At 59.2% G+C, this 11,978-nt stretch carries 9 protein-coding genes; 5 read left to right on the top strand and 4 right to left on the bottom strand.

Annotation, left to right across the window (positions count from 1 at the left end):
- Nucleotides 1-109: 109 nt before the first annotated feature.
- From DWQ09_07730 to DWQ09_07720, 3 genes are read right to left on the bottom strand one after another with little or no spacing between them, the layout of a single operon-like run.
- A complete protein-coding gene (locus tag DWQ09_07730; GenBank protein KAA3628554.1) occupies nucleotides 110-598 on the bottom strand; it encodes a CoA-binding protein in 489 nt (162 codons plus the stop codon).
- Nucleotides 595-2,235: an AMP-dependent synthetase gene (locus tag DWQ09_07725; GenBank protein ID KAA3628553.1), complete on the bottom strand. Its 1,641-nt coding sequence runs from the start codon at nucleotides 2,233-2,235 to the stop codon at nucleotides 595-597. The genes DWQ09_07730 and DWQ09_07725 overlap by 4 nt, the downstream gene beginning before the upstream one ends.
- A 43-nt stretch (nucleotides 2,236-2,278) precedes the next feature.
- Nucleotides 2,279-2,713, bottom strand: coding sequence for an enoyl-CoA hydratase (locus tag DWQ09_07720; protein KAA3628552.1), 435 nt, complete (start codon nucleotides 2,711-2,713; stop codon nucleotides 2,279-2,281).
- A 169-nt stretch (nucleotides 2,714-2,882) separates the two neighbouring features.
- Here DWQ09_07720 and DWQ09_07715 point away from each other — a divergent pair, with 169 nt between their 5' ends.
- Entirely contained in the window at nucleotides 2,883-6,152 is a 3,270-nt protein-coding gene (locus DWQ09_07715) for a methylmalonyl-CoA mutase (protein ID KAA3628551.1), read from the top strand.
- 15 nt (nucleotides 6,153-6,167) lie between these two features.
- Here the strand turns inward: DWQ09_07715 and DWQ09_07710 are convergent, their stop codons facing one another.
- Entirely contained in the window at nucleotides 6,168-6,872 is a 705-nt protein-coding gene (locus DWQ09_07710; GenBank protein ID KAA3628550.1) for a Crp/Fnr family transcriptional regulator, read from the bottom strand.
- A 302-nt stretch (nucleotides 6,873-7,174) separates the two neighbouring features.
- On the opposite strand from DWQ09_07710, the gene DWQ09_07705 reads away from it, so the two are divergent.
- From DWQ09_07705 to DWQ09_07690, 4 genes are all read left to right on the top strand, one after another.
- Complete coding sequence (locus DWQ09_07705) at nucleotides 7,175-8,029, top strand: 3-hydroxybutyryl-CoA dehydrogenase (GenBank protein KAA3628549.1); 855 nt, start codon at nucleotides 7,175-7,177, stop codon at nucleotides 8,027-8,029.
- A 34-nt stretch (nucleotides 8,030-8,063) separates the two neighbouring features.
- Complete coding sequence (locus tag DWQ09_07700; GenBank protein ID KAA3628548.1) at nucleotides 8,064-8,849, top strand: enoyl-CoA hydratase/isomerase family protein; 786 nt, start codon at nucleotides 8,064-8,066, stop codon at nucleotides 8,847-8,849.
- A gap of 64 nt (nucleotides 8,850-8,913) precedes the next feature.
- Nucleotides 8,914-9,753, top strand: coding sequence for a universal stress protein (locus DWQ09_07695; protein ID KAA3628547.1), 840 nt, complete (start codon nucleotides 8,914-8,916; stop codon nucleotides 9,751-9,753).
- Nucleotides 9,754-10,026: 273 nt separating this feature from the next.
- The gene (locus DWQ09_07690; GenBank protein KAA3628635.1) at nucleotides 10,027-11,970 is read left to right on the top strand and encodes a long-chain fatty acid--CoA ligase; all 1,944 of its coding nucleotides are present in this window, start codon (nucleotides 10,027-10,029) and stop codon (nucleotides 11,968-11,970) included.
- Nucleotides 11,971-11,978: the final 8 nt, after the last annotated feature.

Raw genomic sequence — 11,978 nt, 5'->3', positions numbered from 1 at the left:
GACGCAAAGGCGCAAAGTTTGCCAAGGATTTCTTCAATAGGTTTTTCTTTGCGTCCTTGGCGTCTCTGCGACTTTGCGTTAAAAGAACTCAATGCTCTCACAAGCAGTTTCAATTGGCGATGTAACGCGGCCGTTTGGCGGAGATGACGCGGGTGTTGATGCCGATGAAATTGAGTCCGCCAAAGAGTCGCGCGTGCTCGATCTTCATGCAGCGGTCTTCGACCACCTCCAGACCGAGTTCGAGCGCCTCGCGCGCGGCTCGCTCGTTGATCACCCCAAGCTGCATCCAGAACACTTTGGCGCCGATCGCCCTGGCCTGCGCCACCAGCGGCGGAACGTCAGCCGGTTTGCGAAACACATCGACCACATCTACCGGATCGGGGATGTCCGCCAGGCTCGGGTAGCACTTCTCGCCCAGCACCTCCGCGTACTGTGGATTGACCGGGATGATGCGGTAGCCGTGATCTTGCAGGTATTTGGCGGCAAAGTAACTGGGACGATTCCAATTGGCCGAAAGCCCTACGACGGCGATGGAATGCGTGTTGGCCAGAATGTGGCGCAGACCTTCGATGTCGTCTGTAATCTCCGGTTGGCTCATGATTGCTCCCTTTTTTCGCGATCCATTTCGCGCAGCTCGGTGCGCCGCACTTTGCCGGTGGTGGTCAGCGGTAGCCGGGCAATATATTCGATCTCGCGCGGGTATTCATAGGCGGCGAGCCGGTTCTTGACGACCGATTGGATCTCGCGGGTGAGTTCTGCGCTGGGTTGAACCCCCTCCGTCAATACCAGATAGGCTTTGACGATGCTGCCGCGTAACGCGTCCGGGGCGCCGATTACCGCGGCCTGCGCGACGGCGGGATGCTTGAGCAGGCAGTCTTCGATCTCGCCGGGGCCAATACGGTATCCGGCGCTGGAGATGACGTCATCGTTACGGCCGACGAACCAGAGATAGCCATCCTCGTCACGGTAGCCGGCGTCCCCGGTCAGAAACCATTCGCCGACGCATTTCTTGCGCGTCGCCTCCGCGTTTTCCCAATAGCCGAGAAACATCACCGGATCGTCGCGGCGCGCGGCCAGCTCGCCGATTTCACCCACGTGCATGGGGCGACCCTCGGGGTCGATGACGTCCACCCAGTGACCGGGATAGGGGCGTCCCATGGAGCCCGGTTTTACAGGCAGCACCGCGCTGCAGTTGCCCACCAGGTAGTTGAACTCGGTCTGCCCCCACATCTCGTTGACCGGCACCCGCAGGGTGTCCTGCGCCCATTCGATGAGGTGTTCGCCCACCTGCTCGCCGGCGGACATGATTGCCCGCAGGCTGAGTTCGTAACGGTCGATATGGGGCACCTGCATCAGCATCTTCATGGCGGTCGGAGGAATAAAGCTGTTGTTCACGCCGTATTTCGCCATCAGCCCCAGGGCGCGCTCCGGATCGAAAGCGCCTTTGCCCTCGAAGGCCAGGATCGGTTTCCCGTAGTACCAGGTCGGCAGTAAGGCGTCCATGAGTCCACCGGTCCATGCCCAATCGGCTGGTGTCCAGAACAGCCCTCCGGTTTGTCCGTAGAAATTCTGTGACAGCTCGAAACCGGGGAGATTGCCGATCAACGAACGGTGTGCAATCAGCGCTCCTTTGGGCGGTCCTGTGGTCCCGGAGGTGTAGATGAGCAGCGCCGGGTCATCGGCGGTGGTGACCACGTCGGTTGGTGTCGTAGCCCCTTCGCGCAGTGTTTCCCAGAAACTACCCGTCTCCGGCGGGTCGCCGCAGACCAGTACCGACTGCAATCTGGGCAGGCGCGGATGTATTCCCTCGATGACCGGAAGTCGCGCGGCATCGGTGATCACCACTCGCGCGCCGCTGTTGGTCAACCGATACTCGAGTGCATCCGGGCCGAAGAGGATGGAGAGTGGCAATGCCACCGCGCCGATGGCGTAGATCGCCGTATGCGCGATGGCTGTCTCGGGCCGTTGCGAAAGGATGATGGCGACACGGTCGCCGCGCTCCACCCCCATCGCCTGGAGGGCGTTGGCCAGGCGCCGGGCATGATCACGAATCTGACCGAAGGTGTGGCGCGTCTCGTCTCCCTGGGCGTTTTCATAGAAGACGGCCACTGCGTCGTCAGCTGCGCCATTGGTGAAACAGGTCGCCTGGGCTATGTTGAATTCGCGGGGAATGTCCCAGCGGAAATTGTCGCGCAATGCATCGAAATCACCGGTACTAGGGTCGAGTAGAGCCATCGGTCGCTCCCGCTGATTACTCTCCTGTAGGGTATTGCCGCACCTAACTCTTGTGTTTCTTTTTTGCTGGACTGACCAACGCTTCCCCCTCGATGAGTTGCACATCGTCCTGGTTGTAGCAACAGGTGCGCAGCGTCACCCGGTTTTTCTCCGCGTTGATGTCGATCACTTCCACCTCGGCGCGCACCGTGTCGCCAATATGGACAGGGGCGAGAAACTTGACCTGCTGGCTGATGTAGATCGCGCCCGGCCCCGGCAGCTGCATGGCCAGCACCGTCGAGATGAAGCCGGTTACCAGCATGCCGTGAGCGATGCGGCCCTTGAAAGCCGTCTTGGCCGCGTAGACTTCATTGATGTGGGCCGGGTTCATGTCACCGGTAATGCCTGCAAACAGGTAGACATCGCTCTCGCTGATTGTCTTTTCAAAGACAGACTTTTCGCCGATGGAGAGTTCTTCTACCGTCTTTCCCAGTTTCATCCGATACTCCTCCTAGTTGAAGATGATTCTTATTTGACGCTTACGCAAACGGAGTGTGAGAATACCCGCTTGTTCGGGAAATACCTAGCATACCCGAGGCGGTTTAGCGACGGGGTGCCGGCGAGATATCCCGCGGTTCAACACCCGAACAGGCCCTGCGGAGGTCCCCATGCCGAAAGCCAAAGTCGCGGCCCATCCCGGTGCCCTCAGAGAACACGCCAAAGCACGTAACCTGCGCTTCGTTACGGCGGCCAGTCTTTTCGACGGCCACGACGCTTCCATCAACATCATGCGCCGTATCCTGCAGGCGGCAGGCGCCGAGGTGATCCATCTGGGTCATAATCGCTCGGTAGAGGAGATCGTCAACGCGGCCCTCCAGGAAGATGCCCACGCCATTGCTATCAGCTCCTACCAGGGCGGTCACGTAGAGTATCTCAAGTATATGGTCGAGATGCTGCGCGAGCGCGACGGCGCCGACATCCGCGTCTTCGCCGGTGGTGGCGGTGTGATCGTTCCCGCGGAAATCAAGGAACTCGAAAGCGCAGGGGTGACCCGCATCTACTCGCCTGAGGACGGCCAGAAGATGGGTCTGCAGGGCATGATCGACGATATGCTGAGCCGCAGTGATTTCGATCCCGGTGCCCGCGCACCGGATGACCTCAGCGCGATACTTGCCGGCGATCGACGCGCCTTGTCACGAGCCATTACCGCCCTGGAGAACGGCACGGCGGCCAAGTCACTTCTGGCGGCGCTGCACGAAGCGACCGCAGCGCAGCGTCTATCGGTGCCGGTGCTGGGGATCACCGGAACGGGGGGTTCGGGTAAATCGTCCTTGACGGACGAGCTGATCAGACGCTTTCGCTTCGATCAGCACGATCGGCTGAAGATCGCCATCCTCGCGGTCGATCCCACCCGCCGCAAGACCGGCGGCGCGCTGCTCGGTGATCGCATCCGTATGAACGCCATCGATGCACCCAATATCTATCTGCGCTCCATCGCCACGCGCGATACCAGGGGCGAGCTGCCTGAAAGCGTCAAGGAGATCGTGGCCCTCGTAAAACTGGCGGGCTTTGATCTGGTGATTGTCGAGACACCGGGTATTGGCCAGGGTGACGCAGGCATCGTTCCCCTGGTGGATGTCGCGCTCTATGTGATGACGCCCGAGTTCGGCGCTGCCAGCCAGCTCGAAAAGATCGATATGCTCGATTTCGCCGATGCGGTGGCGATCAACAAGTTCGACCGCAAGGGTGCCGACGATGCGTTGCGCGATGTGCGTAAACAGGTACAGCGCAATCGTGAGATATTCGATCAGGCTCCGGAGGTGATGCCGGTGTTTGGCACCATTGCCAGCCGTTTCAATGACGATGGCGTTACCGCGCTCTACCAGGGTCTGGCCGAGCGTCTCAAGGAGAAAGGACTGCACCTCGAAACCGGCGCGCTGCCGGTGGTGGCGGTACGCAGCTCCACCGCGCAGGGTGCTATTGTGCCGCCGGAACGCGTCCGGTACCTGGCCGAGATCGCTGAAACGGTGCGCGATTATCGGCAGACTGCCGAAAAGCAGGCGCGAGTTGCTCGCTCTCTTCAGCAACTGAACGAGACCAAACGCTTGTTGGAAGAACGCGGCAAGGTTACCGAGAGCATCGACGAATTGATCGGTGCGCAGCGCGAGGCGCTCGATCCGCGCGCCGCGAAACTCTTGGCCCAGTGGCCGACGATAAAAGCCAGTTATGCGGGCGACGAATACGTGGTAAAAATCCGCGGCAGGGAGATTCGCACCGCGCTCAATCACACCAGTCTAAGCGGTGTCAAAGTGCCCAAGGTGGCACTACCGCGCTACGAGGATCATGGCGAGCTGCTGCGCTGGCTGCTGCTGGAGAACGTACCCGGGGCGTTTCCTTATACGGCCGGCGTTTTCGTCTTCAAGCGCGAGGGGGAAGACCCGACGCGCATGTTCGCCGGCGAGGGAGATGCCTTCCGCACCAACCGCCGTTTCAAAGCACTTTCGGAACACTCGCAGGCCAAGCGGCTGTCGACGGCTTTCGATTCGGTGACGCTCTACGGTTACGATCCTCACGAACGTCCCGATATCTACGGCAAGGTGGGTAACTCCGGCGTTTCGATCGCGACGCTCGACGATATGAAGGTGCTTTACGACGGGTTTGATCTCTGCAGCCCGTCGACGTCGGTGTCGATGACCATCAACGGCCCGGCGCCGAGCATCCTCGCGATGTTCTTCAACACTGCGATCGATCAACAGCTTGCCCGGTTCGCGACCGACAACGGGCGCGATCCCACCGATGACGAGATCGAAAAGATTCGCGAGTGGACGCTGGAGAATGTGCGCGGCACCGTGCAGGCGGACATCCTGAAAGAGGATCAGGGACAGAACACCTGTATCTTCTCCACCGAGTTTGCGCTGCGCATGATGGCCGATATCCAGGAGTACTTCGTGCACCAACGGGTGCGCAATTTCTATTCGGTCTCCATCTCCGGATATCACATCGCCGAGGCGGGCGCGAATCCCATCAGTCAGCTGGCCTTCACATTGGCCAACGGCTTCACTTATGTCGAAGCCTATTTGGCGCGCGGCATGCACATCGACGATTTTGCGCCCAATCTCTCGTTTTTCTTCTCCAACGGGATGGATCCGGAGTATGCCGTGCTGGGACGCGTGGCACGACGCATCTGGTCGACCACGATGCGTTTCAAATACGGCGCCAATGAACGCTCGCAAAAGCTCAAGTACCACATCCAGACCTCGGGGCGCTCGCTGCATGCGCAGGAGATGGCGTTCAACGATATTCGCACCACGCTCCAGGCGCTGATCGCGATCTATGACAACTGCAACAGCCTGCACACCAACGCCTACGATGAGGCGATCACCACGCCGACGGAGGAGTCGGTGCGCCGCGCGCTCGCTATTCAGCTGGTAATCAACAACGAGTGGGGACTGGCGTACAACGAAAATCCCAACCAGGGCAGTTTCATCATTGATGAATTGACCGATCTGGTCGAGGAAGCCGTGCTTTGCGAGTTCGAACGGATCGCCGCACGCGGCGGTGTGCTTGGCGCCATGGAGACAGGCTATCAGCGCGGCAAGATCCAGGATGAATCACTCTACTACGAACGCAAGAAACACGACGGCAGTCTGCCGATCATTGGTGTCAACACCTTTATGAACCCCAATCCACCGGGAGACCTGGTGATCGAGTTGGCACGCTCCACGGACGAGGAGAAACAGAGCCAGATCGAACGGCTGCAGCAGTTTCATCAGCGTCACGCGGATGAGGCGCCGCGGATGCTGAAGCGGCTGCAACAGGCGGCGGTCAATGACGAGAACCTCTTCGCGGTGCTCGTGGACGCGGTGCGGTGCTGTTCGTTGGGTCAGATAACCCAAGCGCTCTTTGAAGTGGGCGGGCAGTACCGTCGGAACATGTAGTGGCGGGACCGAAGCTCAGCCGGCCGGCGGTGCGGGACGTTGTTCATCGCTTTCAAAGTGCCGCAGACCCTCGACGTTGAGCACGGTGATCATGCCATAGTCCACTTTGACCAACCCGGCCGCTTCGAGGACACGTAATGCCTGGTTGACTCGCTGGCGTGAAGCGCCGGCGATATAACCCAACTCCTCTTGCGAGATCTGTACGCGCGTCTCGGCGCCGGGATAGAGGTAGGTGTTGAAGAGCGAGGCCAGTGCCCGGGCCACTCGGGCATCGGGATCCAGCAAACGATCATGTTCGACCATGCCGATGAACTGGCCGAGGCGCTCGTTGATCTGCAACAGCAGAAAGCGATTGAATGGGAAACTGTTGTCGAGCAACCAGTTGAACGTCTTTTCCGGCATAAAGACGATACGCGAATCACGCAGCGCGATGACGTCGTATTTGCGAGGTTCACCCTTCAGGACCGATCCTTCGCCAAACCAGCTCCCAGCGGGGATGCCTGCGAAAGTGACGGCCTTGCCGACATGTGAGAAGCAGTTGAGTTTGACCAGGCCGTCCAGAACGCCGATCCACGAATCCGAGGGTTTTCCTTTATGGCAGATGGAGGCGCCCGCCGGATAGGCACGCTCGATCAGGTCCGATTCCACACGCCGTCTTTGATCGCCTGTCAGATCGGCCGTCCAGGGGCTGATTGCGAGCAACTCTTCTAGGGATCGCATGATTGTCGGGGATTGTCAGCCAAATGACAGAGGAGGGAGAAATATACCCCGTATGATCGGCCGATATAAACAATCTGGCGGCTTTTGCCTGTGGACGGAGCGCAAAAACCGCACTACGAGAATAACGGTTGGGAATGACCCAACGGGGCCGATGCCCAAGCAGCAGTCTTTAGGAGGAGCTTCATTGTGTGCAGTTCCGCACCTGCCTGTCAGCAGATTGCCGTGCTCTTGAATCGCACCCGTGCCGAGTTTGCGCTTCCGGCAACCTTTACTGCATTGCAGCATAGCCGGATGGGCAGGCAATGAGCGTTCAACGGGTCGGCGTGGTCGGGGCTGGAACGATGGGCCATGGTATCGCTCAGGTATTCGCCGCTGCGGGTATTCCGGTAGTCCTGCAGGATACGACTGCGGAGCGTGCGGCAGCAGGCATCGCTCGTATCAGCAAAAATCTCGATCGCCTGATCGAAAAAGAGAAGATGGTCGCCTCCGAGAAGGCCGTGATTCTGACGCGGTTATCGGCGACGCATGATTTGCAGCAGATGGAATCTGTAGACCTCGTCATTGAGGCTGCTTCCGAGAACCAGGCGATCAAACTCGAACTCTTCCGGGCGCTCGATGGAATATGTCCGGCGCATGCCGTACTGGCCACCAATACTTCCTCAATTTCGATTACCAAAATTGCCGCTGCCACGCAGCGCGCCGAGCGCGTGATTGGCATGCACTTCATGAACCCGGTACCGGTGATGAAGCTGGTGGAGATTATCCGTGGCATGCGTACCGGCGATGAGGTGTATCGCCTGGTTCACGGGCTTACGGAGAAGCTTGGCAAGGTGCCGGTCGCGGTGAACGACAGTCCCGGGTTCGTAGCCAATCGCATCCTGATGCCAATGATCAACGAAGCGATTTTCACGCTTTCCGAAAACATCGCGACTGCGGAGGGAATCGATGCGGTGATGATGCTGGGGATGAATCACCCCATGGGGCCGCTGGCTCTGGCGGATCTTATTGGCCTGGATACCTGTTTGGCGATTCTTGAGGTGCTGCACGAAGAGTTGGGCGATCCCAAGTACCGCCCCTGCCCGCTGCTGCGCAAGATGGTGGATGCCGGCCTGCTGGGGAGAAAATCAGGCCGTGGGTTCTACACTTACAAAACCTGACCGACCGATGCCCGATTGGGCCAGATAACAGACTATGGCGTATCAGAACATTCTTCTCGAAGCGATCGAAGCCGGTATTTACCGGCTGACGGTCAATCGCCCCAAGGCATTGAACGCGTTGAATCAGGAGACGCTTGAAGAAATCGGCGCCGCAGTCGCCGCCGTGGGTGACAAGGCGGATGCGCGGGTTCTGCTGGTTACGGGCGCGGGCGACAAGGCGTTCGTTGCGGGTGCGGATATCTCGCGTATGCAGGCGATGAGCGCCTTGCAGGGCAAGGCCTTTTCCGAACTCGGGTTGCGCACCTGCCGCAGTCTGGAACTTCTCCCCCTGCCGACGATCGCTGTGGTCAACGGCTATGCCCTCGGGGGCGGCACAGAACTGGCAATGAGCTGTGATTGGATCTATGCCAGCACACGTGCGGTTTTCGGCCAGCCCGAAGTCAATTTGGGGGTGACACCCGGTTTTGGTGGCACGCAGCGCCTCACCCGGCTGGTCGGCCGTGCAGTGGCCATGGAGATGGTCACGACCGGACGCCAGGTCACGGCGGACGAGGCGAAGAGTATCGGACTGGTCAATCGGGTGGTGGCCCCCGATCAGCTCATGGAGGCGGCGCTGGAGAGTGCGCGGCTGGTGGCAAGTCGCGGGCCGGTGGCCGTACGACTCGCCAAAGAGGCGATTCAGCGTGGACAGGATCTGGAGCTGGATGCGGCATTGGTGCTGGAGAGCGACGCATTCGGCCTCTGTTTCGCTACCGACGATCAGAAAGAGGGGATGGCCGCGTTTCTGGAGAAACGCACCCCTGAGTTTAAAGGGCGTTGACGGGAGCGGCGCGCTATAGTTAAGCGGATCGGCATCGAGAACAGCTACCCCGGGGGATGAATTCATGACTATCAAGGACATTCTTGTTCATGTGGATCGATCGGAGCGCAGTCGTGCCCGAGTGGATATCGCGATGCAGCTCGCTCAGCTGCACGGTGCCCACCTGACCGGGTTATTCGCGGAAGCGCACACGCCGGTATCCGATTTCGCACCCAGTCATTTGTCGCCGGGTGACACCGGGGATGTGCAGCAGACGGGCGAGGCGTGGGGCCAGCGATTCCAGGAACAGGCTCGAAAAATGGAAGTCAGTGCCGAGTGGCGCCAGATTAACCAAAACTCGTTGAGTGCCAACGACCTGATCGAGCAGGTGATTCTCCATGGCCGCTACACTGATCTGGTGATCGTCGGACAGAACGATCCGGATCATAACACCGGCAGCGTGCCGGGTGATCTCCCCGATCGAGTGGTTATCGGCGTGGGACGCCCGGTGCTGGTGGTGCCGTACAGTGGCGACTTCGATCTCACCACCGTGCGTGCCATGGTGGCCTGGAACGGGGGGCGCGAAGCCGTGCGTGGAGTCAACGATGCGCTGCCGTTTCTGGAGCGCGCGACAAAGGTGTTGGTGATGGCGGTCAATCCTGAGGCTGGCACTGGCCACGGCGATATCCCGTGCGCCGATATCTGTACGCATCTGGCGCGCCATGGGGTAAAAGCTGAAGCGCAACATGTCAACGCGCCGGATGTGCGCGTGGGGGATGTGCTGTTGTCACGCGCGGCGGACGAGGGGGTTAACCTGCTGGTTTCCGGCGCCTACCAGAAATCGCGCATGCGCGAGATGATGCTGGGCGGGGTGACCCGTCACCTTTTGGAGCAGATGACCGTTCCCGTATTGATGTCGCGCTAAGGAGAAACAGGCTTGCCGGTGGAGGCCGGGTGCCCGCCGCACACTAGAGAATTTAGACTTCCGCGACGCCAATGGCGACCAGGAAGCAGAATGAGAAGAGCAGAATGGTTCGAGTCTGACGGCGTAGCAGCCCAGCAGAATCGTGATCGACTTTTGAGGAGGCTCTGAGGCGCGCCGCGCGATTGTGCGGCAAGGCGCCGAAGACGTGGAGGTAAAATGACTGCCGATACGCAACGGCGAGGGACTGAACAGGTGGTGCTTGCGCCCGAATCTATGGATACGTTTCCCAAACTTCTTGCGCACCATGCACAGGTGCGAGGCAACCGCCCGGCCATGCGCGAGAAGAATCTCGGCATCTGGCAGTCGTGGACCTGGAAGGAGGTTGCGGACGAGGTGGCGGCCCTGGCGGGCGGTCTGGCCGCCATGGGTTTTAAGCGGGGCGACAAGCTCGCCATCATCGGGGATAACCGTCCGCGGCTCTATTGGGGGTTTACCGCGGCCCAGAGTCTCGGCGGTGTGCCGGTGCCTCTTTATCAGGATGCCGTGGCCGAGGAGATGGCCTACGTACTGGATGACGCGGACGTGCGTTTCGCCCTGGTGGAGGACCAGGAGCAGACTGACAAGCTGCTGGAGATGAAGGAGGTTTGCCCCAAGATCGAAACGATCATTTACGCCGATCCTCGCGGTTTGCGTGATTACAAGCAACCGTATGTAAAGAGCATCGATGATGTCCAGAAGCGGGGCAGAGAATTTCTGGAGAAAAATCCTGGATACACCCAGGCGGAAGTCGCAAAAGGCGAGAGCAGCGATATTGCCGTTATTCTCTACACCTCGGGTACTACCGGCAAACCAAAAGGCGTGTGCCAGACCCACTACGCCTTTATTCAATCGGCGCGCGGCGGTTGCGAATTCGATCGTTTAGGTCCGAACGACACCATACTCTCCTATCTGCCTATGGCTTGGGTGGGCGATTATCTTTTCTCCAACGCCCAGGCACTGCTGGCCGGGTTCAGCATCAACTGCCCTGAATCGAGCAATACGGTGATGACGGATCTGCGTGAAATTGGCCCCAGCTACTATTTCGCCCCGCCGAGTATCTACGAGAACCTGTTAACGCAGGTGATGATTCGCATGGAGGACGCCAGCGCGATCAAACGCAGCCTGTTCAACTATTTCCTCGGTGTGGCTCGTCGCTGCGGCGCCGAATTATTGGCAGGGTCCAAAGAGGTTTCAACAAAAGATCGCCTGTTATATGCCATTGGTGATCTGCTGGTTTATGCGCCGCTGCGCAATGTCCTGGGCATGAGCAGGATTCGAGTTGCCTACACCGCGGGAGCGGCTATCGGTCCGGATCTGTTTCGTTTCTATCGCTCGTTAGGAGTCAATCTGAAACAGCTGTACGGGTCTACCGAAACGTGTGCGTATGTTTGTCTGCAGCCAGATGGTGAGGTGAAACTGGATACCGTGGGCGTACCGGCGCCGGGCGTTGAGGTTGAGATATCCGGCAACGGTGAGGTGCTGGTCAACGGGCCCATGCTGTTTGCCGGGTACTACAAGCGCAAGGATGCGACAACGGAGACGATGGACGCACGGGGTTTCTTCAAGACCGGGGATGCAGGATTACTGGACGAAGACGGCCACTTGAAGATCATCGACCGCGCAAAGGATGTCGGCAAGTTGGCCAGCGGTGCGGTGTTCGCTCCCAACTATATCGAGAACAAGCTCAAGTTCTTTCCACACATCAAGGAGGCGGTTGCGTTCGGTCATGATCGGGACAAGGTATGCGTATTCATCAACATAGATCTCGAATCGGTGGGCAACTGGGCTGAAAAGCGTGGTTTGGCCTATTCCGGCTATACCGATCTGGCGGGCAAGAAAGAGGTCTACGACATCATCGGGCAGTGTATCGATGAGGTGAACGAACAGCTGGTAGAGGACCCCTTGCTGAGCGAATCACAGGTTCACAGGTTTCTCATCCTGCACAAAGAACTGGATCCGGATGATGACGAACTGACAAGGACGCGTAAAGTGCGGCGCGGGTTTGTCGCCGAGAAGTACGCCGTTCTGGTCGACGCGCTTTATAGCGCTCGTAATGAATGTCATATAGTCACCGAAGTGAAATTCGAAGACGGGCGTCGCGGCACGATCGAAGCCAATTTACAAATTCGGGATGCCCGCGTTGCTCCGGCAAAACCCGAGCTACGCAAGGCGAGCTAGGGGGGAAA

The organism is Pseudomonadota bacterium (assembly GCA_008501635.1).
GTDB lineage: Bacteria > Pseudomonadota > Gammaproteobacteria > QQUJ01 > QQUJ01 > QQUJ01.
The sequence above is the reverse complement of the archived record's forward strand: the minus strand, read 5'-3'. Positions and strand labels throughout refer to the sequence as shown.